Genomic DNA, 25,564 nt, shown 5'->3' on the forward strand with positions numbered 1-25,564 from the left:
ATTTTATACAAACATCTGCTGGAGCAAGCCTTGCTTCCAGATTTTTAACTTGTCCAGTTTTGCTTTTTTAGTAGTGATTTTGTTGTCAATAGCAGAGAGAAATCTAGCAATTTTAGTTTGTTCTTCATCAGAAGGTTGGGGTATCGGAAGATCAAAGAAATCTGCTCCTGAAATATTCATACGATCATGTCTGGCGCCACTATTCGCTACACTTTTCATGTAATCATGCCAAACTGAACTTTCAAAAAAATATTGATAAAATTTCAACAAGCCTTTTTTAAAACGAAAAACCGTATATAAAGGAGACATAACTCCTTGGATCAATTCGTTCAGTTTTATAGGACCAACGGGAGCCGTTGAAGATATTCGTGGGTTGTATACAAAATCACCGATTTCAACGACGTAATATCCTGTTAAGTTGCTCTCTGTAACAATCTCTCTTTCAAAGTAACTTTCTTGGCAAACAATGCCTAGCGTAGCAGAATTGGTTAGAACTGTACTTACTGAATTATCTCTATTTTTAGTATTTACCTTAGAGGCTATTTTTTTTAGCTCTACCTCTTCCCAGTCCGAAAAATCGTCCCCGCTATCATCCTTAAACCGCAATTGCTGACTAAAAATCTTCTGCATCATGCCTTTTTTATACTGGCACAGTTGTTTGTATTGTTTATCTAAAAGCGTGATTTTTTCGTCAACAAAGGACAAGAAATCGGCGACTCTGGTTTGCTCATCAATTAAAGGAAGCCATATTTCAAGAGTCTTTAGTTGGCTCGAGTATAAATGTACTACGGAGTTCCCTTGAGCCATTTTTGCTAACTCCATTTTCTTTTTACTTACAATGGAATAAGACAAGAAAAGGCTATTTAGACTATTTGATTTAGGTGTAAGAATATTGATATCCCCACCCAAAATAACACCTTCCCTCAAAATAGAACTAGCTCTAGCGATATCAACCGCATTCTCACCAGATGCTGGGATAAGGATATCTCCAGATTTACTGATAACATGTTCATTAGGGGCACAGTTTGTTTTTGATAGAACTTTATCAATCTTTTCGTTGTAAATGGTATACAATTCACCATATCGAACACATGGATATACCCCATTCTTGGATATATCACTTTTGGATATACCTTTGCCTTTTTTAAATTCAACTATTTCACCAAGTTTAGCTTGAGACCATCTTGATGATTTATCATCTTTCAATAAACTTAACCGCAGTTTTGGCACCATCATTTATTCCCCTCAGCCAACACAAACGGCTTATCAATTCCTAGTTCCTTACAAAATCCAGCAATGGTCTTATCGATCTCCGCCACTTTCCGTTCCAGATCGCGGATTTCCTGCGCAACGGCGTTGAGATCAATCTCTTCTTCCGCTTCAAAGGTATCGACATAGCGCGGGATATTGAGGTTGTAATCGTTGTTGCGGATCTCTTCCAGCGTCGCAATATAGCTATACTTCTCCTGAGCTTTCCAATCGTTGTAAGTATCTGCAATCTTGTCGATATGTTTCGGCAGCAGGCGATTCTGAGTTTTCACCTTCTCAAAGTCGTTACTTGCATCAATAAACAAGATACCGTCGTTGTGCTTGCGGCACTTACGCAACACCAGCACACAGGTTGGGATACTTGTGCCGTAGAAGATATTGGCAGGCAGGCCGATGACGGCGTCAATACAGTTCAGCTGTTCAATCATAAACTTGCGAATATGGCCTTCCGCTGCGCCACGGAACAGAACGCCATGGGGCAGTACCACAGCCATGGTGCCGTCATCTTCCAGGTGATAAAACATATGCTGCACAAATGCCATATCTGCTTTGCTGGATGGAGCCAGTTTACCGTATTGCGCAAAGCGGTCATCGTTCATAAACAGCGGACTAGCGCTCCACTTAGCGGAGAATGGCGGGTTGGCGACAATCGCGTCAAATTTCAGATGTGTATGCTGCGGATGTTCAAGCGTATCTTCCTGCATGATTTCAAAGTCAGCGTAGTGAACGCCATGCAAAATCATGTTCATACGGGCTAGGTTGTAAGTGGTGCGGTTCATTTCCTGACCGTAGATTTTACCTACTGAAGAGGCTTCACGTTTTACACGCAGTAGCAGAGAACCAGAGCCACAGGTCGGGTCATAGACGTTTTTCAGTTTAAGCTTATGGGTAGTAACAATTTTAGCCAGTAGGGTAGAAACCGGCTGCGGTGTATAGAACTCGCCTGCTTTCTTACCTGCACCGGATGCAAACTGACCAATAAGATACTCGTAAGCATCGCCCAGAATGTCAGAACTGGCTTCACTCAGGTTAAAACTCAGTTTGTCGAGTTCGGTGATAACCCTACCAATCAGCTCATTTTTGGCTTTGGCAGTATTACCCAGTTTGCTAGAGCCTAAATCCAGGTCTTCAAACAGGTTACTGAAGTCATCAGCGGAGTCAGTGCCCAGGGTGCTCTGCTCAATATTACGCAGGGTAGTAGCCAGGTCTTCGAGGATAAAACCTTTTCCGGCACCTTTCTGATCTTTCGCTACACGCTGAGCCATGGTGTGGAACAGGTCAGTTGGGGGCAGAAAGTAACCCAGCGTCTGAATGCTGTCGTCTTTTACCGCATCAATGATGTCCTGATAAGCCGGATGCTCAGCGGTCAGTTCGTTATACTTAATCCCGTCTTCTTTCAGGATGTTGTTGGCATAAGTGACAAACTTCTCCGAAAGATACTTGTAAAAGATGAAACCAAGGCAATAGTCACGAAATTCATCGGCATTCATCTTGCCACGCAGGGTATCTGCAATATTCCAAAGGCGGCTTTGCAGTTCACTTAAATTCTGTGCTTCAATCTGGGGCGACATACTTCTTCCTGTTGTTCTTGTAAGTCCCGGTAAAGGGATAATTACTGAATCATACCCCTGAGCTGGCTCAGGATATGTTGTTCGTTTAGTGCGGCCAGGCGCTCTTGGTAATGGCGTTTTTCGATGGTTGCCAGATAGAGCCCACCGATTGCCTTCTGCTTATTAAGAGGAGGCAGCGTTGCAGTAAACAGACGTACCTCAGTAAGAGACAAACGCAATACAAACGTTGACCCCTGCGTTGCTATAGCCTGCTGGCGGCGGCTTTCCCTGCTTTCATTGAAATGCCAGACAAACCACGCAGGAATAACCTTCTGGCTGTCAACTTCGACCCTGACATAGTTATTACTGAGCAGACGCCCAGCATGCTCAGGGCTGACGATAGCGGCCTTACCATGAATCAGGCTAATGACTACATCTCCCGTCTGGACTGACAGAACCGCCTGAGTGGGGCGTACAACCTGTTCTTTATCACCGTTGATGGTATTACCCGGTTGCCAGCAGTCACTCATAAACTGCTCGGTAGCATAAAAGCGACATGCTTTAGCCTGTTCATTCTGTCTGATACGACTAACATGCGCACCGGGAGTAAATGAAGCAACGATGGAATAGGGTACTGGCTTAGTTTTCATTGAATAAACTTAAATTACAATGCGTGTGGTAAGTCTATCAATCCGGGCGGTTAAGTCAACTGAATTTAAATTTATTACGTATAACTCTCGTTTTCAGACTAGGCAGAGAGAGCAACGTTGGCGAGTTGTATGTTAGTGGCAGGCAGCGCATCAGATGCGCTGCAGATTGTACCGAGCTGGTTTTCGTCCTCAGGTCTGGGAGACCAGCCTCTGAACCTCGGCTCCGTGCTATAGAGCCCGGATTTATAGATTCTGCAGTACTTATCTCCTTGGTATGCGATACCATATAACACAATGTCATTCCTGAGGAGGTCTGATATTTCTGTCCACGGAACGCACTACCTGACGAAGCTTCTTTCCCGGGCCCGGCTATCCACCCATGCACATTTCATGAGCTGTTGATGGGAAATGGAATGCGGAATGTGCTCAAACCAGGGAGCTTCTCCCATTCCCCCTTTTGCAGGATTAACTTGCAACCGCAATTGGCACACATCCAGTACCCGGTATCGTCACCAGTCTTAGCGGCTTTGTTAGCAGTAACAAACTGATTATAGGTGTTGTTAGCCAGATAACATTTCAGAATACGCATGGTACAACTCCACCCGCAGCAGGCCATTCGTACATATAATCCAGTCGCTGCTGGCAGTGAAAAGATAAGGGATTAGTCAGCAGCGACTTCGGTGCTATGGTAGCCGGTGCGGCAGTCAAAACAGTAGCGTTCACCATGATAGTGGCTATTGCACTCCGAACAGTGCCAGTCAGCCTTGCACACTTCAAGGAGTACATCCGGTACGTAACGACGCACTATGCGTATCCGCCGAGCTTCCTGCCGCTCCAGATGCACATACGGGCAGTGGTAGCGTCCGTTCTCCGTCAGGTCTTCCCATGTGTGTTCAAACCACGGACGGTTAGTACCCCATTCCGGGTGGAATAGCAGAGCGGTGCCGCAGAGGTGGCAGCAGCAGTGGTCGTAAGGGTGAAGCTGTACAGTAGTTGAGCTCGTGAGGTGCTTATTACCGTCAAACGCGATAAAAGATTTTGCGTAAATCGTCATAGTATTGTCCTTTACCATACGACGCGCAGGGCTAAGCCGTCCCGGGAAGAGCAGCGGTGCAGGTCATACCACTGGTCGCGTTAAATCAGATGGGGGATGTGATTGCGTTCGAGAGATTACTGACGTGACTTTGCAATGCGTTGCTGTAGCCAGGCTTCCACTTCACTTTCAAGCCAGCGGGAGCTTCTGCCCAGCTTAATCGGCTTAGGGAACTCACCCAATGAAATCAGTTTGTAAAACCATTTGTCGGTTAAACCGGTGAGCTTAGTGATAAATTCCATATCGACAAACTTATCATTGAGAAGGCTGGTGGGTGTGGTCATCGTTTTTTCTCCATTGGTGGTAAGGGAGAAGAAGCCAGTGAATGGAACAATGCAGACTTCTTCAAACGATAACTGGCCGACGTATTTTTTTACCGGATGGGGGTCAGCTCAGCTTACGCCGCCTGCCACTGACTGCTGGTGCCGGAACAGTGTTCACTCTGTAAATCCGGCGCGCTGTGCGTTGGGACTGTTTTCCCAGGTAACTCAGAATAAATTCCATTCCTTCTCGTCCTTTGCTGTCGGTAAAGCTCACCACGCGCTCTCCCCGCACACGGTAATGCCCCTTAGGCTCACACCTATGCGCATAGCCTTCTTCATCCGTTATGTCCTCCCATAGTGCTCTTATCGCTTCCCAAAAACCCCAGACCTTCCTGTGACGTTGACCATTAATATAAAACGCAGCATGGATGTGGTAACGGTGATCTTCTCCATATTCCAGTACCCAGGCATAACCTACCAGCCCTGATATATATGCGCTTTGCTCAGTTAACCAGATCATATCCGCGACCAGTTGATTAACATCAGCAAATTTAAACGACTCGCTGTCTTTACGATAGGCAAAATCAATACGTAACATGAGTAGTTTTGAAAACCGTTCGAATAACTCATTCTGATGGTTGAATAATACTTTCTGTAGAGTATTGTCAGGTACGTGGTTTCGGTTGATATTGTGGAGCATGATGTTATCCCGTGATGAATGGTGGTCATGGGATTACAGAAAAGTGTTATTTTTTACTGCGTGGAAGGAATCAGTCTATTGGATAGAATCCTGCTAATAGCTGCAGCTCATACAAATTGCATTGCTTGATCAGCGTAAAGGGGAGATATTGTTCATGTAATCCTCAGGGTAATAACTGGGACCACTATTTAGCATAAGTGCATCAGGAGCAGACGGGAGATGAGATTAATCACGTTGAAGTTATGCGGCTAGATTTTGCGGGTGAATATCTTGCCGAGTGAATGTCTTGTTGGATGGTGTTACTGGTAGGAAAAGATGCTTCTTTATAAAATAACACTAATAACCTAAATTAATTTATTTTAAGGTTTTAATCCTCATCCGGCTACTTGTCTTCAATCGTGATGTATGGCTGCAGATAAGTTTGGTATATCGGTAGAGGTTAAACCAGACATGTTCGATTAACTTCACCGCGAATTACTGGAGTCTCCGTACAGGCGTAACGTTAAAGACACGTTGATGCCGCTAATGTTAATTCTCTCCGAAGTTACCGTTCATTACACTCACTTATCTGTTCCACGTCGAATCTCACCTCGCCAGACGGGATGAAGAGTGGTGTGTATTTCAGCTCTTTTTATTTGTATTGGCGCAATGGTTATACCAGTGCCAACCTTTGTAAAAGCAACTTTTCGTATAATAACAGCAGGATGTAAAAAATGCTGAGTGCCTAGAGGGATAGTACGGTTAATGTAGTAGTTGCACTGGCAAATTATGCTCTCCTGCATCCCTAAGATAGTTTTGATTTGTAGGAAGCATGAGCTCCTGAGTATCGGTGAGTACAGTAGACAGGAATGTTATTTCCTGAGGGCAATTATTCCTGATAGTAACCGATAGGGGTTAGCCACGGGTTTTCAGCTAACACGGGCACTAAGTTTGTCCTGCTAGCGAACACGTTGCCCTTGGTTCGTGTCATGTTCTTTACCCGCAATATCGATCGCAGTATCTGGCGCGATCTCATGCTGAAGTCCGGGATGTTGACCTTGATGGATGCCGAAGCCCGCAGCCAGTGGGCTAAAAACCTCGAAGAGGGCGATCTTCCGGCCATCAGTGAAGCCAACATCCTGAGTACCTTTGAACAACTCCATCACAATAAACAGGATGTTTTCGAACGTGGGATTATCAATGTATTTAAAGGGTTAAGCTGGGACTATAAAACCAATAATCCCTGTTATTTCGGTAAGAAGATTATCGTCAACAATCTGGTGAAGTATGACAGATGGGGCATCAGTCTGAACTGGGGCTGGCGGCGCGATCAGTTAGCCGATCTGGAGCGCATGTTGTTCCTGCTGGATGGTAAAACCATTCCCGATAACCGGCACGATGTGACTATCCGGCTGATGGATTTTATTCGCGATAACCCGCATCAGCAGGTCTTTGAGGATGAGCTATTTACTATTCGCTACTTTCAGAAGGGCAGCGGACATATCACGTTTAAACGCCTTGATCTGGTGGAGAAGATGAATGACATCGTGGCGAAGCACTTTCCGGGGATGTTGCCTGCGAAATGAGATGTGATGTTTTTATAGGCACCGCTATGCTAATCTTAATAGGAGTTATTAAAAGTTATTAAATGAGGTAATCCTTATGGGTTCGCTTACTAAACAAACCATCAGTGCACAGATACCCGTTGAATTAGCTGCTGCTGTTGAAAATCTGGCAATTGAGTTAGATCGTTCCAAAAGCTGGATTATTAAGGAAGCGTTGACCAGTATGCTGGCCGAAAGAGAACGGCGTCATCAGAGCATCCAGGCCGGTCTTGCGGATGTGGATGCCGGTCGCGTGGTGAGCCACTCGGACATGGTGGATTTTGCTAATCGCTTAAAGAAATCCTGATAAATGGAAGTTTACTGGACGCTTAAAGCTCAGGATGACCTGGAGCGTATCTACCGTTTTGCTCTTCAGTACAGCCGCCAGCACGCCGATGACGTTTTGGATCGCCTGATTACTGGTTGTGCTGGTCTTACAGCGCATCCGGCAATTGGCGTACAACAGACTCGGTATGAACCTCGTGAGGTCCGAAAAGTGTTATTCGATGATTACGAGGTTCACTACGAACTTCGCGATAGTGACATCTATATCGTGGATCTCTGGCATACCAAAGAAGAACGATGAAAAGATTTTCTTTTCGTCCATGAGTGTTGATGAATGAGTAAAAAACACGGCTTTGTGTTTTTTACTCAATTTTGTGTTTTAATGGCTCTTTCTACTCCTTCTGAAGGATGGATGCCATGTTACAGAACAACATCAAACAGCTCCGTACCCAGCTATCTATCACTCAGCGCGAGCTGGCATTTATGGTCGGCACCAGCCAGCAACAAATTCAGCGTATCGAAACCGGGAAGGTTGCGGCAAAGCTGAGTCTTGCACAGGCAATATGCAATGCCCTGGATAAACCTCTAAACGTAGTGTTCCCGGAAAGCGATCGGTTGATAAACGACTTCCGCAAGAAGCGTCGTAAAACCGATGAAGATCTTGAGGCGATAGCCACAAGCGGTATTGAAATGGATAGCGGTCTCTGGACCGTAAAACTTTGGCTACAGGGGCAGCAGGAATATTTGTTGTTGCTCATTTCAGCAGCGGATAAGCGGAGGTTTTATTATTATTTTCAGGAAAAAAACACCCCAAACACAGAACGCTTCTTCGTTTTTGATTCTTCCGAGTATCGTTATGCGTTAAATATGCGTGAAGTGGTATTTCATCAGTTTCTGTCTGATGGCTTTGCCCCCATCGTGAGCGAAGAGGATGATGCCTACGAAGACGATTATTTTAATGTCCATATCACGCTGGTAAACGGCGGACCAGTGATTCCACTGAGTGTTGAGCCTGATGCGCCGCAAAACGAAGAGACGGATGATATCGGTCAGTTGAATGCGTTCTTTGACACGCTGGATTGCGAGCCTGAAACGACAGATCGTTATATGCTAACCGACGAAGATGGAGAAGATGCTTTCATCCGTATTGGTTCTATCGCTATGGTGCGAGTCGCGCTTGACGCGTTAGAACCTGTGGAAGATGATGAAGAGTAATTTTTGAGCTAGCAAAGACCTCAGAGAATCGCGTTGAGTATACATGTGAGTATATGTGTCGGTTCTCTTGTTTTTCAATTTCAATATTTTCAGTTGGTTACGTCGAAAATCACGGTGCGGCCTTCGCAAAAAAATATACCAATTTTAAATGTTATTCAGCCTGAAATCTCATTACACAAGATTTTTCACGATTTCGATCCGACAGAAGATAATTTAAATTAATCCATAATAAATACTCTACGAGTAAAATTGAGAATCGTGAAAGAGTATATTAGCTCTATCCACTCCATTATAAATATAATTCCAAACCCGTATCGACTGTAATGATGTATTAATTTCAACCTTTTCTCGCATAGAAATCTGTGGCGATAACCTCTTGCCTCCCCACCATTTTCCGAGCATGATCGCAAAACCCTCTACCCAGAACCCACCCCTTATGACTCCCGATCAAATCCTCAAAGACGCCATCTCCAAAATCACTATCTGGCGCAAAGGTGATCAACGCGCTCCACACAAGCCATTACTTCTCCTGTACGTCCTTTCCCAATACCGGCAGGGCCACGCTCGCCTGTTCAGCTACGGCCCTGAAATCCGCGATCAACTTCTGGATCTCCTTAACCGCTACGGCCCCCAGCGTCACGATCAACGTCCGGATATGCCGTTCTGGCGGTTAAAAGGCGACGGGTTCTGGGAACTACAAAACGCCGATCTCTGCTCAGCCAGCGGCACCCGCCAACCCCCGCGAGCCGAACTCATCGAACACAACGTTTCAGGCGGTTTCGACGCCGAAAACTTTGCTCTGCTGACTAAAAAACCCAGGCTAATCGACACGCTGGCAACCCAACTTCTTGAAGCCCATTTCCCTGCCAGCATTCAGAATGATATCGCCGACGAACTGGGTTTCGATATTCAGCACACCCTAAGCCAGCGTGACCCAAAGTTCCGCCAGATGGTGTTGCGTGCCTACAACTATCAGTGCGCCATTTGCGGTTTCAATATGCGGCACGACAACGCGCCCATCGCTCTCGAAGCGGCACATATTCGCTGGAAACAATATCTGGGCCCTTGTGAAGTGCCGAATGGATTGGCACTTTGCGCTATCCACCATAAAGCTTTCGATCGCGGCTCAATCGGTCTGGATGAAAACAGGCGAATTGTGATATCAGAAGCCGTGAACGGCACCAGCGCGGTTGTTCAACAACTGTTTTGGGATTACGCTGAAAAGGTTATTACCTTGCCGCAGAGTAAATCAAACTACCCAGATGAAAAGTTTATTGAATGGCATCAGACGGAAGTATTTAAAAGGGCGTGACGATCGCTGTTATCTATGGAATAAATTGTGATAAGTTTATTCTTTTAAATATTCATGGGATATAATTGCAATGCTCTTCAATAACCCTTCGTTAATTCCCATATTTAAATAAAATTTTATTTACCCACCTGACTAAATATACAGGTCATTAAACGTGGCACGGATAGGTGCCAATACACCTGAACTGTTAATCACAGCCAGTATTTATTGGGGATATCAACCATCAATATCCGCAATTCTGTTGCAGATTTATACTAACCTGAAGTCTCTCCGGCAAATAACCGTCACGTCACCGTCAGTTATACAATTCGCGAACCCGACTTTACACGTGTTCACGAATTAATAATGCGCGGCCAGTGGCTGAAAGCCGCAGGTTTTCAATCGGAACTACAGTTAAGGTAAAAGTCATGGACGGCTGTATTGTATTTACCGCCCAGCGGCCTACCACCATCCCGCCCCCTGCAACCATCCCGGCACCTGCGACAGCACCCACAGCACCAGCCCGATACTCCCGCCCACCAGCGTTCCGTTGATGCGGATAAACTGCAAATCTTTCCCAATGTTCAACTCTATCTGGCGCGACATATCCCGCGCATCCCAGCTTTTCACCGTGTCGCTGATGTGACGGGTTAAAAACGCGGCGAAGTCCGGCGCAACGCGGGTCGCGGCCTGCTCCATATGTTCGTTGAGCGAATTGCGCAGCGCGTTATCTGCCACCAGCGTTTCGCCAAACCATTGGCCGGCCTCGGCGATGCGTCGCTGAATGCGTGAATCCTCGGACTGCATATCCGCTTTCAGCCACTGGCGCAGATCGCCCCACAGTTCGCCGAGATAGCGGTTAAACGCCTCGTCATTTTTGAGATAGCGCTTAATATTGTTGGCCTTCTCTGCCATCTCCGGGTCGCTTTTCAGGTTGTCGATCAGCTTCAGCGTAGCGCGATCGAAGGCTTTGCGGATCTGATGAGCGCGATCCTCGCTGATATCATCAAGCAGTGAATTTACCGCATCGGACACCAGCTCCGCGCTGTGCTCGCCCAGCCACTCGGTGGGTAAAATTTTAGCTTTCAGCGGGTGTTCCGTTTCCAGCCAGTGGACGATTTGCCTGGCGATAAAATCACGGGTTTTGTCGCGCTGGAGCAGGGCAATAAGTTGGGTAATCAGCGAGTCCAGCAACTGCTGATGGCGATCGTTTTTGGTCATGCTTTCCAGCATCAACGCGCTGGTGCCGGTAAGGTCGACTTTATCAATCGCCTTATGAACCGCACGGCGCAGCAGCCCCTGGATCCGCGAATCGTCGGTCAGTTCCAGAAAGCCGCTCATTCCCTGAATCAGATACCCGCCAACCCGCCGGGCATTCTCCGGCTGGCTGAACCATTTACCAATCAGCATTGCCGGTTCATGGCGATGAATAAGCGCAACCAGCGATTGGGTATCGAGAAATTTTTCCTCCACGAAGCGGCCCAGATTTTCGCCAATCCGGTCTTTGTTGCGCGGGATAATCGCGGTGTGGCGCGAGATAAACGGCAGCGGCACCCGGCGAAACAGCGCCACCACGGCGAACCAGTCGGCCAGCGCGCCGACCATCGCCGCCTCGGAAATGGCCTTTAACCCGCTCACCCAGGGACTGGGCGGCAGGAACAGAGTGGTGACAAATGTGGCTGCGGCAATTAGCAGCAGCGACAGCGCCAGCAGCTTGGCGCGCTTGAGTTCAGCTAATTTTTCCATCCGGTAAGCATAGAGGCGATGCGGGAGATGGGGTAGGGGAAAAGGTTTAAACGGATGGCAGAGGCATCCCTGCCAGACCAATCACAAAAGATTCTAACAACGTCAAATGTCACGTATTTTATAAAGTATAAATCACACATGATCTGCCGTTAGCGCCTCATATTCAGGGCTGGGCATATTACCGGGACGGAGAACTTTTCCTGGGGAATTTTCTATCACGATACATTGTGAGGAGTCCATTGTGCCACGCGGCAGGCTACTAAAAAAAGTCATTTTTGAAAGTGTATAACTCTCCATTGCTTTGTATGTTGACTCAGGACATATTAATGCAATGGTGTTATTTTGAAATATTGGATAGCCTTTCAACCATACTTCCGAACCAGCGCTGTTTTTCTCTTGCCAGTTTGTATTCAACCACCCTTGAGGAAACTGTTCTTTGTTAACCTTAAACCATTGCGGTTCATCGCTTCTTAATCCTACATAACTCATTGTATTATCATTGAGTTTATATAATAACCCACCCATTGCCATCAATGTAATGTAAGCAACAGCTCCAGTAGTGAGTGCTGTAATCAAAAAAATTTCTTTAATTCGAATTATTTTATTTTTTTTCAAAATGATAGCTGCGTAAAATAAAGGAACGTAAACCGGAATGAGATTTAGACCAAGGATGCATACTCGATATATCCGTGGGATATCACTTAAGGCGACTTTATTATAGATTACCGACAATACGAATATAAGAGGAACGTTAGTAGCAAAAGCAACAATAAAATGAATAATAGAGTTTTTAGCAGATGCTGTGAAATGACGGTAAATAAAATAGCTTATATAAACTACTGAGCAGAAAATAAGAACTGATAATGCAGTATCAGAAGGATACGCGCCGAATACGGCTAAATATAAGCTAATGAATGTCGAATGTGCTACTATAAAGTGAGAATTATCAGTAAGGTCGTTAACGCTGGCGCACCATGTGAAAATGATGGTAGGGATAATATACAGAATCAACCATAAAATAAGAATCATACTCATTGATGCAAATATTACCAACAATGTTGAAGGTGCTGAAATAACAGAGGTGAGTAAATTAAGTTGATTAATTCTATACAAATAAATCCATATATTGATAAAGCCAATAACAGCAAAGGTGATACTCAACTGTGTTAAATTTGCCAGTATTTTTTGTGGGACGACTTTAATATTAAATTGCTCTTTATTTTTGTTGCTCCTGAATTGATTGCGTAGCGTTGTCATCATATTTCCTTATAAATAATATCAAGCGTAGATAATTGCGAGTCTTTTAAGGGTATTACATATAATATGTTGCTGATTCGTGAGGCACTTCGCCAGTTCGACCAGGAATCCTGAGTGGGCATAGAAAGCTGTACAATACATTAAGGTTGTTATCGAATCGGTGATGCCCATAATTGAAAATCCCTTCTAAAGCGCACTCAGGACAATGATTGGGAGGTATTGGCAGGCGTCCTCATTGCCTCATATCCTTATATACTCTCTCATTTATTTCTAATAGCAAAGTATCCTGCTCGAAAAATCAGATAAAAATTTTTTACTAAGCATTAACTAAATAAATTTGATAATGACCTTACCTAAATTAATCATATTTTATAAAGCGAGATAGTAAATCTTGTTTATCTCATTAATGTTTTTAAGGTTGCCTCTGATTTCCATATTTTTTCCAGTAAAACCCCAAACCCCCACCCTCATCACACCCAAACGGTTAAATTTTGACCATAATAACCGTGGGGTTTCACACAGCACGCAAAAGGAGGTTGTATGTCCAGAACGATCTTAGTCCCCATCGATATCTCTGAGATGCAACTGACGACGCAGGTTATTCCCCATGTGCAGGAGTATGCCGGGCGGGAGGTTGCGATGATCCACTTCCTGGCCGTGATCCCGGACCATAGCTATTTTGCCGCCTATGGTCTGGAATACACGACTATCGCGCCGGAACGCACGCAGCGGGAAGCCAAAGCGCTGGAGACGCTCAATGAGCTTATCACGCAGTTCAAACTGCCGGAGGGCCGCGTAAAAACGCATGTCTGTAGCGGCGCGCCGAAGGATCACATCCTGCGGGTGGCGGATCAGATCAACGCCGATCTGATTATCCTCGCCTCGCACCGGCCCAGCATGAGCACCTACTTATTAGGCTCTAATGCCGCAGCGGTAGTGCGGCACGCCAAATGCTCGGTACTGGTGGTTCGCTAATCGATCAAGCCCACTGCGGTGGGCTTTTTAACGCCGCTCAAGGCCCATCGCGCTCACCGGGTCGAACAGCGACAGGCTTTCGATCTGCTCCAGCAGGATCACTTTGCGAAACGACAGCGCGGATTTCGGCTCCGTGGTGAGCGTGATCTCATGCTCCGCGTACCAGGCGCTGTAGTTGTGCTCCACCACAAACTCGCCGCTTTCCCTGGAACGATAACCGCTCAGGAACGGGATCAGCACAATATTGTTGCCGGGGTTACTGCTGTCGAACGACGTGGTGTGCACCATCCCGACATACACGCGCTGCGACTTAAGCATCACGAACGCCAGTTCGCCTTCTTCCATGCACTGATACAGCAACCCCTCCAGCCCATTGGCGCGGGTCAGCTGTTTGTAGAGCGAGCGGCGCCCGCCGCTGTCGAGCCGGGCGCTGCGCGCCCAGTTGGAGCGATACAGGCAAAACAGCACCGCAAAGCCCAGCATGATCACCACCGGTGCCTGGATGCCGAGAAAGCTCCAGTTAATAAACTCCATCTGGTAGCGGTGCGCTTCCGCGCCGAAATATTGCGGCAACGCGTTCATCGTTAGCGAGGTCAGCAATAAAATCAGCCACACGGCGGCGGTAGCGATTAACCCCTGCAACACGAAGATGCAGCCGTACAGCGCCACCAGGAAGTAGACGTCCCAACCGAAGGTGCGTTTGTATTTCAGGCGCGTGGAAAGGTCGCGGCTGGCGTACCAGTAGCCGCAGACCATCAGCACCATAAAGATCGCCGTTCCCATCTCAGGCCCGTTTCAGCATATCAACGTGGCGCTGAAAGTCCTGTTGAACCTGGACGCAATGAATGTTCACCATGGCATTGCCGTCGCCGTCGATAATAATGCGTTCGCCGTCGTCGATGGCGTCCTGAACGTCGCCGTGGCTGATGACTTGTAACAGTTTTTCCGGGCTTGAGAAGAGTGATGGCAGCAGTTTCATGAATGTTCCTCCTGGCTACAGTGTAGAAAGTTTGAACCAAAGTCGCGGAGGATGTTTCCGAAACCCGCGCTACGCCAGCGCGGTTTCGCGTTCGCGCACCCGTTTCAACAGCCCCGCCAGGAAGTACACCACCATCACACCCGCCACCACCGAAAGCAGATGAAACGGCAGCCGTCCGCCCGCGTGGAAGTAAATCCAGCGCGCCGCTTCTACGGCCGCCGCGCTGGTGCTCAGCACCACAATATTCAGCGACGCGGAAACCGTGCCTTTCGGCAAGTCATTGGAAAACAGCGTAAAGCGGTACAACGTCGGGAAAATCAGCCCGATCCCGAAAGCGTAGAAACTGGTGCCGAGCACCGACCACAGCCAGACATGCGGGGACAGGATATTGCCCGCGATCAGCAGGGCCAGCCCGGTAAGCTGGATCGGGATGGCGCTCCAGATAAAGCGCGGTGTGGTGGGGTCTTTAATAAAATTCACCACCAGCATATTCGCGACGATCACCGCGCCAAAAATCGGCACCTGAGTCCAGGCATACTGCGAGGTACTGAGCCCGCCGTCGTCGATCAGGATCACCGGCGAAACCGCCACCCAGGTCATCAGCGGGATATAGCTTAGCGACAGCGTGGCCGCACCGGTCAGGAAGATGCGGTTGCGAAACACGCCCTTAAAATCCTGCCAGACGCCCGCCACGCGAAACGGCGCGCCGCGTTGCTTAATGGTCTCCGGCATGGTGAACAGCAGGCCCAGCCAGGCGATAAAACCCATCGCCGCAATAATGGCAAACAGCACTTTCCAGTGGACGAACTGCATCAGCGCTGCGCCAGACAGCGGGCCGACCACCGGAGCCACCAGCACCACCGAAGTAATAATCGCCATCAGCTTGATGGATTTTGTCTGCCCGTAGGCTTCCTGTACCGTCACATAGCCCACGGTGGCGATAAAGCAGATACTGGTGCCCTGGATAAAGCGCGCCGCGAGGAACTGTTCCATCGAGGTGGTGAACAGCGTGGCGGCGCAGGCGAGAGTGAAGATCAGCGCGCCGGTGAGCAGTACCGGGCGGCGGCCAATCCGGTCCGACAGCGGGCCGAGCAGCCACTGCAGCGCCATGCCGCCCGCCATATACAGGCTGACGGATGCCGGAGCCAGGCTGACGTCGGCGTTAAATTCCCGCACCACGTGGATGATCCCCGGCTGGATCATATCGGTGGTGAGATAGGCGGCGAAATCGTACAAAATGAGCGCCATCGGAAAGAATAGTGAACTGGCGTGCCGGGCCAAAAACGCGGAATTCCATTGCATACTGTCTTTCTCCTTGCTGACTAACCCTCAGCTACAGTGTAGCCATAAGCAAATTGTTGTATATTGTAAACCATGCGCTGTCGGCCTTATGACAATACAAAAGGATACATAACGTGAATCTGCCGGATACCTCAAGTGCCAAACCGCTGTATAAGCAGCTTGAAGAAGCCCTTAAAGCGGCGATTTTAAGCGGTGAATATCAGCCGGGGCAGCAGATCCCTACCGAAAACGATCTCAGCGCCAGCTGGCAGGTGAGCCGCGTGACAGTGCGCAAAGCGCTGGATGCGCTGACGCGAGAAAACTTTCTCACCCGGGTATCAGGTAAAGGGACGTTTGTCTCCGGCGAGAAGTTCCAGCGTAGCATGACCGGCATCATGAGCTTCAGCGAGCTGTGCCGATCCCAGGGCCGCCGCCCCGGTTCGCGCACCATCAAGTCGGTGTTTGAAGCCTGCGATGAGGAAACCCGCGCCAAACTGAACATCCCTGACGGAGAAAAAGCGGTGGTGATTGAGCGTATCCGCTATGCCGACGACGTGCCGGTATCGCTGGAAACGGTGTGGTTCCCCCCGCAGTTCGCCGCGCTGCTGAATGAAGATCTCAACAGCCATTCGCTGTACGACACCCTGCGCGACAAGCATGGTCTGTGGTTCACCCACTCCAGCAAAACCATCGAACTGGTGTACGCCAGTTTTGAGGTGGCCCATTACCTTGGCGTCGCCAGCCGCTATCCGCTGATCTCGATTAAAAGCGAGATGATTGATAACAAAGGCGAAATGTCCTGCATTTCTCATCAGCTGATCGTCGGTGACAAATTACGTTTTACCGTCTGACCCCCATATTTCATCGTTGATTGTTACGCCGTTACCGCGTAAATCGGGATCTGCATCGCGGATCCCGATTTTTTTGTCAGGTCACTCGTTGATCTAAATGTATGGCAATGTTATACATTCATAACAATACATTTAGATACATTGATTGGCGCGCGGCTGTCTCGCGGTTAACGTCAGAAACGACCCAAGGGGAAAGTGATGAGTATTAAAGAAATCATTAGCGGCATCGTTGAAAGCAAAGCAGAGAAGGGCGGGATCACTCACGTGTATTATGTCGCCTGCGGCGGCTCGTATGCGGCGTTTTACCCGGCGAAAGCCTTCCTGGAAAAAGAGGCCACGAAAATCACCGTCGGGTTGTACAACAGCGGCGAATTTATCGCTAACCCGCCGGTGGCGCTGGGCGATAACGCGGTGGTAGTGGTCGCGTCCCACAAGGGCAACACCCCGGAAACCATTAAAGCGGCAGAGCTGGCCCGGAGCCATGGCGTGCCGGTAATCGGCCTGACCTGGGTGACCGACTCCCCGCTGGTGGCCCACTGCGACTTTGTCGAAACCTACAGTTTTGGCGACGGCAAAGACATCGCCGAAGAGAAAACCCTGAAGGGCCTGATCACCGCCGTAGAAATTCTCAACCAGACCGAAGGTTACGCCCATTACGAGGATTTCCAGGACGGTCTGAGCAAAATCAACCGCATCGTGTACCGCGCGTGGGATCATTTGCAGAACCGCGCCCAGGCGTTCGCCCGGGAATACAAAGACGACAAAGTCATCTACACCATGGCGAGCGGCGCGGGTTACGGCGCGGCCTATTTGCAGAGCATCTGCATCTTTATGGAAATGCAGTGGATCCATTCCGCCTGCATCCACAGCGGCGAGTTCTTCCACGGCCCGTTCGAAATCACCGATGCCAACACCCCGTTCTTCTTCCAGTTCTCTGAGGGCAGCACCCGCGCGGTGGACGAGCGCGCCCTGAACTTCCTGAAAAAATATGGCCGCCGTATCGAAGTGGTGGACGCCAAAGAACTGGGCCTTTCCACCATCAAGCCGACGGTGATCGATTACTTCAACCATTCCCTGTTCAACAACGTTTACCCGGTTTATAACCGTGCGCTGGCCGAGATCCGCCAGCATCCGTTAACGACCCGCCGCTACATGTGGAAGGTCGAATATTAATCACGCCAGGATTTGACGCAGGGGCAGGGACGCCCGGTTTATCGCTATCAACAAGGAATAATGATGGACATTAAGGTGATTGGCATTGGTGATAATGTCGTTGATAAATATCTTCATTCCGGCGTGATGTACCCCGGCGGCAACGCGCTCAACTTCGCGGTGTACGCCCGGCTGGCGGGCTGCGAAAGCGCGTTTCTCGGCGCTTTCGGCAACGACGCCGCCGCGCAGCACGTGCGGGATACCTTGCAGGAACTGAAAATAGACTGTCAGCGCAGTCGCCACTATATCGGTGAAAACGGCTATGCCTGTATCCGGCTGGTGGAGGGCGACAGGGAATTTGTCACCAGTAATAAAAACGGCGTATTACGGGAGAATCCGCTGCAATTATCTGACGACGATCTGGATTATATTGCCCAATTCGACGCGGTGCATTCGAGTATTAACGGCTTTCTCGAATCTGAATTAGCAAAAATTAAACAACGCAATGTCACCCTGTCATTTGATTTTTCCGGACGAGGGACCGACGACTATTTTAAACAAGTTTGTCCGTGGGTGGATTTCGGTTTTATTTCCTGCGGGGCGTTATCAGTCGAAGAGACCATTAATAAGATTTATCAGTTTTACGATTACGGCTGTAAGCATGTTATCGCCACGCGCGGGCATGAAAAAGTGTATTACTATGCCGGAGAGGAGCTCATCGAATGGCAGCCGGTTTATATTCAACCCGTCGATACCCTCGGCGCGGGCGATGCCTTTCTAACCGGCTTTATGCTGTCCATTCTGACATGCGGTAAACCTCAACCGGAACACGACGATATTATTCGCGCCATGACGGCAGGCGGGAAATCAGCGGGCCAGGTATTACATCATTATGGCGCGTTTGGTTTTGGTAAACCTTATTCCGATTAATTGTTTCTCGCCGATTACATAAAAACATAACTGGAATTCACTCCATTATCCGGGGGTAAGTATGTTCTGGACAGAATTGTGTTTTATCCTTGTAGCCCTGATGTTTGGCGCCCGTATTGGCGGCGTATTTTTAGGTATGGTGGGCGGTCTTGGCGTTGGCGTGCTGGTATTTGGTTTTGGCCTGACGCCTTCATCACCCCCTATTGACGTTATTTTAATTATTCTCTCGGTCGTATTAGCGGCATCATCATTACAGGCGTCCGGCGGACTGGATTTATTAGTCCGGCTGGCAGAAAAAATGCTGCGCCGCCACCCGCGCTATATCACGCTGCTGGCGCCGTTTATCTGTTATATCTTCACCTTTATGTCCGGCACCGGGCACGTGGTGTACAGCCTGCTGCCGGTGATCTCCGAAGTGGCGCGCGATTCCGGCATTCGCCCGGAGCGTCCGCTGTCGATCTCGGTGATCGCCTCTCAGCAGGCGATCACCGCCAGCCCGATTTCGGCGGCCATGGCGGCGATGATCGGCCTGATGGCCCCGTTCGGCATCTCTATTTCCACCATCATGATGATTTGCGTCCCGGCGACGCTGATTGGCGTGGCAGCGGGGGCCATCGCCACCTTTAATAAAGGCAAAGAGCTGAAGGATGACCCGGAATACCAGCGTCGCCTGGCGGAAGGGCTGCTCAAGCCCATCGGCAAAGCGGAGCGCAGTACTGAAATCGCGCCGCACGCCAGACTGTCGGTGCTGTTGTTCCTGACCGGCGCGGTAGTGATTGTGCTGCTGGGGCTGGTGCCGGGCCTGCGTCCGCTGGTCGAAACCGCCAAAGGGCTGCAACCGCTCTCGATGTCGGCGGCGATCCAGATTGTGATGCTCTCCTTCGCCTGCCTGATTGTGCTGCTGTGCCGCCCGCCGGTGGATCAGATCCTCAGCGGCAGCGTGTTCCGCGCCGGCGCGCTGGCTATCGTCTGCGCCTTTGGCCTGGCGTGGATGAGCGAAACCTTCGTCAGCAGCCATATCGACCTGATCAAATCGGAAGTGCAGGTGCTGTTGCAGGAGCATACCTGGCTTATCGCCATCATGATGTTCTTTGTCTCGGCGATGGTCAGCAGCCAGGCGGCCACGACCCTGATCCTGTTGCCGCTGGGGCTGGCGCTTGGATTACCGGCGTATGCGCTGATTGGCTCCTGGCCTGCGGTAAACGGCTATTTCTTTATCCCGGTGGCCGGGCAGTGCCTCGCGGCGCTGGCCTTCGACGATACCGGCACCACCCGCATCGGCAAATATGTGCTTAACCACAGCTTTATGCGCCCCGGCCTGGTGAACGTCATTGTCTCGGTGGCGATGGGGCTGATGATCGGCAAAATGGTGTTAGGTTGATTTTGTTCCCCGGTCCGCTGGTTTCAGGGGCCGTTTTTTTATCGTCTTGCGCGCCAGAGCTGTGCTAAAAGTAAATGCTCACTTATTGAGGTGCATTATGGCGCGATACCCCATCCGGCAACAATTCTGGCGCAGCGACGCGTTGCCCTGGCTTGAAGTGCGTAACGTGGAAGACGGGCGCACGGTCAGCTACGCGCCGCACACTCACGAAACATTCTCCATCGGCGCTATTGTCGGGGGCGCCAGCAGCTACCTGAATGAGAAAACGCGTATCGAGGTCAGCGAAGGTACGGTTGTCCTGATGAATCCCGGCGATCTGCACGCCTGCAACCCGTTGCAAAACCAGCCCTGGGCCTACCGAATGTTCTATTTCGACAGCCGCTGGCTGAACGAACTTACCGGGAGAAATGCCGACGACGCCTGCCATTTCACCCAGACCTGGACCCGCGACAACGCGATTTTCGACGGCCTGAACCGGCTGTATCACATTGTGGTGGATGCCGGGCGGGAGACGCTGGAGAAAGCGTGCGAAGCGGCGGGCCTGATGCTGATGGTACAGCAGCGGCTACGCCCGCTGGATCGCCAGCCCGATGCCGCGCCCGCGCTGCTCGCCAGAGTGAAAGCGAAAATCAACGAGGAGTACCACGCGCCGCTTACCCTGGCGGAACTGGCGCAGACCGCCGGATTGTCCGTTAGCCATCTGATCCGCCTGTGCCAGCAGCATTACGGCGCAACGCCCCACGCGCTGCTAATGAACCGCCGCCTGCATATTGCCCGCGAGCGGCTCAAGCGCGGCGCGCCGCTGGCGGATGTCGCCCAGGACGTGGGTTTTGCCGATCAGGCGCATTTTCAGCGCGCGTTCAAACAGCACCTGGCGGTAACGCCGAAGCAGTACCGCGATCTGCTTTAAGCGAGCGCCAGCCAGGCGGCGCAGCCCAGCAGCATCGCCGCCAGTAGCCGGTTAAACAGCCGGATCCGGGCGGGCTGTTGCAGCCAGCCGCTCAGCGACGCCCCCGCCAGCGCCCAGCTCAGAATCGACAAATAGCAGACCACGAAATAGATCCCGGCGAACAGCCACAGTGTGGCGTGATTGCCGTCGCTGGCGAATAACCCCATGCCCGCCACGCAGGCCAGCCAGGCTTTCGGGTTCAGCCACTGCATCAGCGCGCCGTTAAACGCCCCCGGCGCGCGCTGCGCCTCGCGGTTATTCATTTCGCCGTTATCCCGCGCCAGCCGCCAGGCCATCCACAGTAAAAACGCGATGCCGCCGAGGCGGATCGCACCCTGTAGCGCGGGCCATAACAGCAACAGCTCATACAACCCATAGCCGGTGGCGAGCAGCAGCGCGGTAAAGCCCACCGTCGCCCCCGTGACGTGCGGGACGCTGGCCCGCCAGCCAAAACTGACGCCGCTGCTTAACGCCACCAGATTAACCGGCCCCGGCGATACCGACGACACCAGCGCAAACACCATCATCGACCAGACAACACTCATAACCCCTCCTGTTAGTGAAGGGGTTACCGTGCCATGTCAGGCCATGCGGGTATTGAATAAAATACGCATCGCTGCGTGGAGAGGATCAGTGCAGGTAAGTGACCGTGCCGTCCGGTACAAACAGCGCGTTGTAACGCAACTGGAAAGCGTTGAGCTCGTCGTTATCCAGATCCAGCTCGTGGTAAAAGCGCAGGGCCAGGCGGATTTGCGCATCGGTCAGCGGGGCGCTTAACCGGCCTTTTTGCAGGATGCGGTGCCAGCGCAGCAGATTTTGCTCGCTGCCGTCGACGATATACGCCTGATAAATCAGCAGCAACTGAGCGGCGTTTTGCAGATGCACTTCATCGGGGCGCGCCAGATACTGAATAAACTCGTGCCCGGCCTGTTTGCCCATCTGGTCGATCATCGACTCCACCTGCAACGTCTGAATATTGAGACGTTCGCTAAGACGCCGCACCGCGCGACGCGAATCGGAGGTCAATACCCGAAAACCCACCACAAACACCACCACCAGGGTAGCCAGCATCAACCAAATCATGTTTATTCCCGCCACAAAAGAGAGTGCCTATCATAGGCTAAACCCGTCGGCAGGAAAAATAGCCGTGAAGGCCTGACGCGAAAACGAAAGCCCATCATCGCTCAGCGAATAAAAACGTAAGTCCGGGGATTTCCCCTATAAAGTTTTCCGGGGATTTTCCGATACCCCTTTTTATTTTGCCTCGGGAAACAGTCACCATGCTCAACCGTATCAAAGTCGTCACCAGCCTGCTTATCGTACTGGGGCTCTTTGGCCTCTTACAGTTAACGTCGGGCGGGTTGTTCTTTAACGCGCTGAAAAACGACAAGGAAAACTTCACCGTTCTTCAGACCATCCGTCAGCAGCAGTCCACACTGAACGCCAGCTGGGTGGCGCTGATCCAGACCCGCAACACCCTGAACCGTGCCGGTATCCGCTACATGATGGATTCCAACCAGATGGGCAGCGGCGCGACCGTAGCGCAGCTAATGCAGATCGCGCAAACCTCGCTGAAGCTGGCGGAAGAGCAGTGGACAGCCTATGAGGCCCTGCCGCGCGACCCGCGCCAGAGCGAGCAAACCGCGCAGGAAGTGAAGCGCACCTACGATATCTACCATAACGCGCTGGCGGAGCTGATCCAGCTGCTGGGCGCCGGTAAAATCAACGCCTTCTTTGACCAGCCGACCCAGAGCTACCAGGACGGGATGCAGAAAGCCTACGACAGCTACCTGGCCGAGAACGACGGTCTGTACCAGCTGGCGGTGGATGGCAGCAACGATTCCTATAACCTGGCACTGTGGATCCTGATCGGCGTGCTGGGCACCGTGCTGGCGGTGATGATTGTGGTGTGGATCGGCATCAACAAAGCGTTGATCCATCCGTTACAGCGCCTGCTGGAAAACATCCGTCATATCGCTAACGGCGATCTGGTGCGCGGTATTGAGGTTCATGGCACCAACGAGATGGGCCAACTGGCGGCGAGCCTGCGCCATATGCAGGATGAGCTGGCGAAAACCGTGGGCGATGTGCGTACCGGCGCGAACGCGATCTACAGCGGCGCGAGCGAAATCGCCATCGGCAACAACGATCTCTCTTCCCGTACCGAGCAGCAGGCGGCCTCGCTGGAAGAAACCGCTGCCAGCATGGAAGAGCTGACCGCAACGGTGAAACAGAACGCCGAAAACGCCCGTCAGGCCAGCCAGCTGGCGCTGAGCGCCTCTGAAACCGCGCAGAAGGGCGGTAAGGTGGTGAGCAACGTGGTGCAGACCATGCACGAAATCGCCGGTAGCTCGCAGAAAATTGCCGATATCACCAGCGTGATCGACGGCATCGCCTTCCAGACCAACATCCTGGCGCTGAACGCTGCGGTGGAAGCCGCGCGTGCAGGCGAGCAGGGCCGTGGTTTTGCGGTGGTGGCCGGTGAGGTTCGCAACCTGGCAAGCCGCAGCGCCCAGGCCGCGAAAGAGATTAAAGGCCTGATTGAAGACTCGGTCAGCAAAGTGGAAATCGGTTCGACGCTGGTAGAAAGCGCGGGCGAAACCATGGGCGAGATTGTTAACGCGGTAACCCGCGTGACCGACATCATGGGCGAAATCGCCTCGGCGTCTGACGAGCAGAGCCGCGGTATCGACCAGGTGGGCCTGGCGGTTGCCGAGATGGATCGCGTGACCCAGCAGAACGCCTCGCTGGTGCAGGAATCCGCGGCTGCCGCTGCGGCGCTGGAAGAACAGGCCAGCCGCCTGACGCAGGCGGTGTCGGTATTCCGCATCAACGCCGACGCGCGGGAGATTTCACAGGACGCGACTCCGCCAAAAGCGCCAGCTGCGCCGCTGGCGACCCGTAAACCCGCTCTGGCGGATAGCGGCGATAACTGGGAAACGTTTTAACAGGTAGTCCCGGAAGTCTCAGGGGTTCACAGACCGTGAACCCCTTATTGATTCAGTTCCCGCAAGAGTCTGGTGTTGAGATACAGCTTTTCACGCCCGGCGCTCATTTCTTCCAGCACGCCAATTTCTACCAACTGCTTCAGGTACGTTGACGCCGTCTGGCGTTTGGCCACGCCGCGTTCCACAAGGTTTTCTATTCGGCAATACGGCTGCGCAAACAGCGCCTGGATAAGTTCATGGGTGTAGATTTTAGGCAGCTTTTCACGCACGTACTCAGTGGTGCCTGCTATCAGCTCCCGAACAACCGATATTTTATCGGTGGTCCATCGGGACGTGTTTTCCACTGCTTCCAGCATAAACACTATCCACGCTTCCCAGTCTCCGTGTTCTGTGACCCTGCGCAGGAGGGTGTAGTAATCATCACGCCTTTCCAGAATAAAGCGGGATAAATACAAAATTGGCAGGGAAAGTAAACCCGCCTGAATCAGGTACAGAATATTCAGAATGCGGCCCGTTCGCCCGTTGCCGTCGGGGAAGGGATGGATGCACTCAAACTGGTAGTGCGCGATAGCCATTTTCACCAGCGGATCGACATCATCATCGCTATAAATGAAACGCTCCCAGTTCGCCAGTAAGTTACGGATGGCGTCTTCACCCACCGGCGGCGTGTATACCACGGTATTATTGTGGTCGCGCAATACCGTTCCCGGCGTTTTGCGGATATCGGTTTGCACGGCGCGCAGGTTGGTGCAGATAGCCACCGCTGTGTTTGTACAGAGCGGATAGCTATTCAGGTGGGTATAACCATCATAAAGCGCGGTACGAGAGCGCAGCGCTTCTTTGGTCGCGGGATCTGCGCCCTCCTCGCGATCGGCATACTGAAACAGCCGATCGCTGGTGGTGACAATGTTTTCAATGCGCGAAGAGTCTTTCGCCTCCAGCATCGGAAGAATATTGATCAGTAAACCCTGGTCGGGGATAAGCTCACCGGCAGTTTTCAGCTCGGCGATGGCCGCCCGGGCGCTGATGCAGGCTTTCAGAACATTGCGCGTTTCAATATGTTCCAGATCAGGCGGAAGTAAAGGTAGGTCGTTATAGGGCGTTTCCGGGTGCCAACTCATATGTTTAAAAAAACCGTTTTTATCGACATATCGTCATAATAGGTCGATGTGATAAACATGTCACGGCGTCATGTTTAAAAAAACGCGTTTTATCG

At 50.9% G+C, this 25,564-nt stretch carries 25 protein-coding genes and 3 pseudogenes; 13 read left to right on the plus strand and 15 right to left on the minus strand.

The window, feature by feature from the left end; all coding sequences use genetic code 11:
* Positions 1-3: 3 nt before the first annotated feature.
* The 7 genes and pseudogenes from GV764_RS05660 to GV764_RS05690 all read right to left on the minus strand — a co-directional run bounded on the left by GV764_RS05660 (position 4) and on the right by GV764_RS05690 (position 5,525).
* Positions 4-1,236, minus strand: coding sequence for a restriction endonuclease subunit S (locus GV764_RS05660; protein WP_161659292.1), 1,233 nt, complete (start codon positions 1,234-1,236; stop codon positions 4-6).
* Entirely contained in the window at positions 1,233-2,840 is a 1,608-nt protein-coding gene (locus tag GV764_RS05665; RefSeq protein WP_161659293.1) for a type I restriction-modification system subunit M, read from the minus strand. The genes GV764_RS05660 and GV764_RS05665 overlap by 4 nt, the downstream gene beginning before the upstream one ends.
* 41 nt (positions 2,841-2,881) lie before the next feature.
* Positions 2,882-3,469: a restriction endonuclease subunit S domain-containing protein gene (locus GV764_RS05670; protein ID WP_161659295.1), complete on the minus strand. Its 588-nt coding sequence runs from the start codon at positions 3,467-3,469 to the stop codon at positions 2,882-2,884.
* A gap of 338 nt (positions 3,470-3,807) precedes the next feature.
* Positions 3,808-4,085: pseudogene (locus tag GV764_RS22360) on the minus strand (DUF7828 domain-containing protein).
* Positions 4,086-4,130: 45 nt separating this feature from the next.
* Complete coding sequence (locus tag GV764_RS05680) at positions 4,131-4,517, minus strand: putative zinc ribbon protein (RefSeq protein WP_328515155.1); 387 nt, start codon at positions 4,515-4,517, stop codon at positions 4,131-4,133.
* Between the two features lie 122 nt (positions 4,518-4,639).
* A complete protein-coding gene (locus GV764_RS05685) occupies positions 4,640-4,846 on the minus strand; it encodes a helix-turn-helix transcriptional regulator (RefSeq protein WP_161659298.1) in 207 nt (68 codons plus the stop codon).
* Positions 4,847-4,949: 103 nt separating this feature from the next.
* A complete protein-coding gene (locus GV764_RS05690; protein WP_161659299.1) occupies positions 4,950-5,525 on the minus strand; it encodes an inovirus-type Gp2 protein in 576 nt (191 codons plus the stop codon).
* A 977-nt stretch (positions 5,526-6,502) separates the two neighbouring features.
* On the opposite strand from GV764_RS05690, the pseudogene GV764_RS05695 reads away from it, so the two are divergent.
* From GV764_RS05695 to GV764_RS22365, 6 genes and pseudogenes are all read left to right on the plus strand, one after another.
* Positions 6,503-7,090: pseudogene (locus tag GV764_RS05695) on the plus strand (DUF4942 domain-containing protein); the annotation flags it as partial.
* Positions 7,091-7,166: 76 nt separating this feature from the next.
* Positions 7,167-7,415, plus strand: a complete 249-nt coding sequence (locus tag GV764_RS05700) for a CopG family ribbon-helix-helix protein (protein WP_000535213.1) — start codon at positions 7,167-7,169, stop codon at positions 7,413-7,415.
* Positions 7,416-7,418: 3 nt separating this feature from the next.
* The gene (locus GV764_RS05705; protein WP_161659300.1) at positions 7,419-7,694 is read left to right on the plus strand and encodes a type II toxin-antitoxin system RelE/ParE family toxin; all 276 of its coding nucleotides are present in this window, start codon (positions 7,419-7,421) and stop codon (positions 7,692-7,694) included.
* A gap of 116 nt (positions 7,695-7,810) precedes the next feature.
* Positions 7,811-8,608, plus strand: a complete 798-nt coding sequence (locus GV764_RS05710) for a helix-turn-helix transcriptional regulator (RefSeq protein ID WP_161659302.1) — start codon at positions 7,811-7,813, stop codon at positions 8,606-8,608.
* Positions 8,609-9,044: 436 nt separating this feature from the next.
* Complete coding sequence (locus GV764_RS05715) at positions 9,045-9,920, plus strand: phosphorothioated DNA-binding restriction endonuclease (RefSeq protein WP_161659303.1); 876 nt, start codon at positions 9,045-9,047, stop codon at positions 9,918-9,920.
* 258 nt (positions 9,921-10,178) lie between these two features.
* Positions 10,179-10,363 (plus strand): annotated as a pseudogene (locus tag GV764_RS22365) (SymE family type I addiction module toxin); the annotation flags it as partial.
* Here GV764_RS22365 and GV764_RS05725 read toward each other — a convergent pair.
* Positions 10,362-11,645: a DUF445 domain-containing protein gene (locus tag GV764_RS05725; protein WP_161659305.1), complete on the minus strand. Its 1,284-nt coding sequence runs from the start codon at positions 11,643-11,645 to the stop codon at positions 10,362-10,364. The pseudogene GV764_RS22365 and the gene GV764_RS05725 overlap by 2 nt on opposite strands.
* A 132-nt stretch (positions 11,646-11,777) precedes the next feature.
* Complete coding sequence (locus tag GV764_RS05730) at positions 11,778-12,902, minus strand: hypothetical protein (RefSeq protein WP_161659306.1); 1,125 nt, start codon at positions 12,900-12,902, stop codon at positions 11,778-11,780.
* Positions 12,903-13,442: 540 nt separating this feature from the next.
* On the opposite strand from GV764_RS05730, the gene uspF reads away from it, so the two are divergent.
* Positions 13,443-13,877, plus strand: a complete 435-nt coding sequence (uspF, locus tag GV764_RS05735) for a universal stress protein UspF (RefSeq protein WP_161659308.1) — start codon at positions 13,443-13,445, stop codon at positions 13,875-13,877.
* 27 nt (positions 13,878-13,904) lie between these two features.
* On the opposite strand, the gene GV764_RS05740 is transcribed toward uspF, so the two are convergent.
* The 3 genes from GV764_RS05740 to mdtM form a co-directional block, all read right to left on the minus strand.
* Complete coding sequence (locus tag GV764_RS05740) at positions 13,905-14,660, minus strand: hypothetical protein (RefSeq protein ID WP_161659309.1); 756 nt, start codon at positions 14,658-14,660, stop codon at positions 13,905-13,907.
* A gap of 1 nt (position 14,661) precedes the next feature.
* On the minus strand, positions 14,662-14,856 hold the full coding sequence (locus tag GV764_RS05745; RefSeq protein ID WP_161659311.1) for a hypothetical protein: 195 nt from the start codon (positions 14,854-14,856) through the stop codon (positions 14,662-14,664).
* Positions 14,857-14,925: 69 nt separating this feature from the next.
* A complete protein-coding gene (gene mdtM, locus GV764_RS05750) occupies positions 14,926-16,158 on the minus strand; it encodes a multidrug efflux MFS transporter MdtM (protein ID WP_161659312.1) in 1,233 nt (410 codons plus the stop codon).
* Between the two features lie 113 nt (positions 16,159-16,271).
* Here mdtM and GV764_RS05755 point away from each other — a divergent pair, with 113 nt between their 5' ends.
* The 5 genes from GV764_RS05755 to GV764_RS05775 all read left to right on the plus strand — a co-directional run bounded on the left by GV764_RS05755 (position 16,272) and on the right by GV764_RS05775 (position 21,361).
* A complete protein-coding gene (locus GV764_RS05755; protein ID WP_161659313.1) occupies positions 16,272-16,988 on the plus strand; it encodes a GntR family transcriptional regulator in 717 nt (238 codons plus the stop codon).
* A 195-nt stretch (positions 16,989-17,183) separates the two neighbouring features.
* Entirely contained in the window at positions 17,184-18,161 is a 978-nt protein-coding gene (gene fraB, locus GV764_RS05760; protein ID WP_161659314.1) for a 6-phosphofructose-aspartate deglycase, read from the plus strand.
* Positions 18,162-18,224: 63 nt separating this feature from the next.
* A complete protein-coding gene (locus GV764_RS05765; RefSeq protein ID WP_161659447.1) occupies positions 18,225-19,070 on the plus strand; it encodes a fructoselysine 6-kinase in 846 nt (281 codons plus the stop codon).
* A 61-nt stretch (positions 19,071-19,131) separates the two neighbouring features.
* The gene (locus tag GV764_RS05770; RefSeq protein WP_161659316.1) at positions 19,132-20,451 is read left to right on the plus strand and encodes an anaerobic C4-dicarboxylate transporter family protein; all 1,320 of its coding nucleotides are present in this window, start codon (positions 19,132-19,134) and stop codon (positions 20,449-20,451) included.
* Between the two features lie 97 nt (positions 20,452-20,548).
* Positions 20,549-21,361 (plus strand): helix-turn-helix domain-containing protein, encoded by an 813-nt coding sequence (locus GV764_RS05775; RefSeq protein WP_161659318.1) that lies wholly within the window; start codon positions 20,549-20,551, stop codon positions 21,359-21,361.
* On the opposite strand, the gene GV764_RS05780 is transcribed toward GV764_RS05775, so the two are convergent.
* Together GV764_RS05780 and GV764_RS05785 are read right to left on the minus strand one after the other, a co-directional pair.
* On the minus strand, positions 21,358-21,945 hold the full coding sequence (locus GV764_RS05780) for a LysE family translocator (RefSeq protein ID WP_161659319.1): 588 nt from the start codon (positions 21,943-21,945) through the stop codon (positions 21,358-21,360). The two genes, GV764_RS05775 and GV764_RS05780, sit on opposite strands and share 4 nt — an antisense overlap.
* A gap of 85 nt (positions 21,946-22,030) precedes the next feature.
* Complete coding sequence (locus GV764_RS05785) at positions 22,031-22,483, minus strand: DUF1198 family protein (RefSeq protein ID WP_161659320.1); 453 nt, start codon at positions 22,481-22,483, stop codon at positions 22,031-22,033.
* A 197-nt stretch (positions 22,484-22,680) separates the two neighbouring features.
* Here GV764_RS05785 and tsr point away from each other — a divergent pair, with 197 nt between their 5' ends.
* Positions 22,681-24,348, plus strand: coding sequence for a methyl-accepting chemotaxis protein (tsr, locus tag GV764_RS05790; RefSeq protein WP_161659321.1), 1,668 nt, complete (start codon positions 22,681-22,683; stop codon positions 24,346-24,348).
* A 44-nt stretch (positions 24,349-24,392) separates the two neighbouring features.
* Here tsr and fic read toward each other — a convergent pair whose 3' ends face one another.
* Positions 24,393-25,469 carry a protein adenylyltransferase Fic gene (fic, locus tag GV764_RS05795; protein ID WP_161659322.1) on the minus strand — a complete coding sequence of 359 codons (1,077 nt, stop codon included), beginning with the start codon at positions 25,467-25,469 and terminating at the stop codon, positions 24,393-24,395.
* Positions 25,470-25,564 lie beyond the last annotated feature (95 nt).

It is taken from the genome of Atlantibacter hermannii, from assembly GCF_009907385.1.
GTDB lineage: Bacteria > Pseudomonadota > Gammaproteobacteria > Enterobacterales > Enterobacteriaceae > Atlantibacter > Atlantibacter hermannii_A.

What these genes read in the sequence shown, in the direction of transcription:
- GV764_RS05660 (WP_161659292.1), bottom strand. Translation starts at nt 1,236, where the DNA reads ATGATGGTGCCAAAACTGCGGTTAAGTTTATTGAAAGATGATAAATCA.
- GV764_RS05665 (WP_161659293.1), bottom strand. Translation starts at nt 2,840, where the DNA reads ATGTCGCCCCAGATTGAAGCACAGAATTTAAGTGAACTGCAAAGCCGC.
- GV764_RS05670 (WP_161659295.1), bottom strand. Translation starts at nt 3,469, where the DNA reads ATGAAAACTAAGCCAGTACCCTATTCCATCGTTGCTTCATTTACTCCC.
- GV764_RS05685 (WP_161659298.1), bottom strand. Translation starts at nt 4,846, where the DNA reads ATGACCACACCCACCAGCCTTCTCAATGATAAGTTTGTCGATATGGAA.
- GV764_RS05690 (WP_161659299.1), bottom strand. Translation starts at nt 5,525, where the DNA reads ATGCTCCACAATATCAACCGAAACCACGTACCTGACAATACTCTACAG.
- GV764_RS05700 (WP_000535213.1), top strand. Translation starts at nt 7,167, where the DNA reads ATGGGTTCGCTTACTAAACAAACCATCAGTGCACAGATACCCGTTGAA.
- GV764_RS05705 (WP_161659300.1), top strand. Translation starts at nt 7,419, where the DNA reads ATGGAAGTTTACTGGACGCTTAAAGCTCAGGATGACCTGGAGCGTATC.
- GV764_RS05710 (WP_161659302.1), top strand. Translation starts at nt 7,811, where the DNA reads ATGTTACAGAACAACATCAAACAGCTCCGTACCCAGCTATCTATCACT.
- GV764_RS05715 (WP_161659303.1), top strand. Translation starts at nt 9,045, where the DNA reads ATGACTCCCGATCAAATCCTCAAAGACGCCATCTCCAAAATCACTATC.
- GV764_RS05725 (WP_161659305.1), bottom strand. Translation starts at nt 11,645, where the DNA reads ATGGAAAAATTAGCTGAACTCAAGCGCGCCAAGCTGCTGGCGCTGTCG.
- GV764_RS05730 (WP_161659306.1), bottom strand. Translation starts at nt 12,902, where the DNA reads ATGACAACGCTACGCAATCAATTCAGGAGCAACAAAAATAAAGAGCAA.
- uspF (WP_161659308.1), top strand. Translation starts at nt 13,443, where the DNA reads ATGTCCAGAACGATCTTAGTCCCCATCGATATCTCTGAGATGCAACTG.
- GV764_RS05740 (WP_161659309.1), bottom strand. Translation starts at nt 14,660, where the DNA reads ATGGGAACGGCGATCTTTATGGTGCTGATGGTCTGCGGCTACTGGTAC.
- GV764_RS05745 (WP_161659311.1), bottom strand. Translation starts at nt 14,856, where the DNA reads ATGAAACTGCTGCCATCACTCTTCTCAAGCCCGGAAAAACTGTTACAA.
- mdtM (WP_161659312.1), bottom strand. Translation starts at nt 16,158, where the DNA reads ATGCAATGGAATTCCGCGTTTTTGGCCCGGCACGCCAGTTCACTATTC.
- GV764_RS05765 (WP_161659447.1), top strand. Translation starts at nt 18,225, where the DNA reads ATGGACATTAAGGTGATTGGCATTGGTGATAATGTCGTTGATAAATAT.
- GV764_RS05770 (WP_161659316.1), top strand. Translation starts at nt 19,132, where the DNA reads ATGTTCTGGACAGAATTGTGTTTTATCCTTGTAGCCCTGATGTTTGGC.
- GV764_RS05775 (WP_161659318.1), top strand. Translation starts at nt 20,549, where the DNA reads ATGGCGCGATACCCCATCCGGCAACAATTCTGGCGCAGCGACGCGTTG.
- GV764_RS05780 (WP_161659319.1), bottom strand. Translation starts at nt 21,945, where the DNA reads ATGAGTGTTGTCTGGTCGATGATGGTGTTTGCGCTGGTGTCGTCGGTA.
- GV764_RS05785 (WP_161659320.1), bottom strand. Translation starts at nt 22,483, where the DNA reads ATGATTTGGTTGATGCTGGCTACCCTGGTGGTGGTGTTTGTGGTGGGT.
- tsr (WP_161659321.1), top strand. Translation starts at nt 22,681, where the DNA reads ATGCTCAACCGTATCAAAGTCGTCACCAGCCTGCTTATCGTACTGGGG.
- fic (WP_161659322.1), bottom strand. Translation starts at nt 25,469, where the DNA reads ATGAGTTGGCACCCGGAAACGCCCTATAACGACCTACCTTTACTTCCG.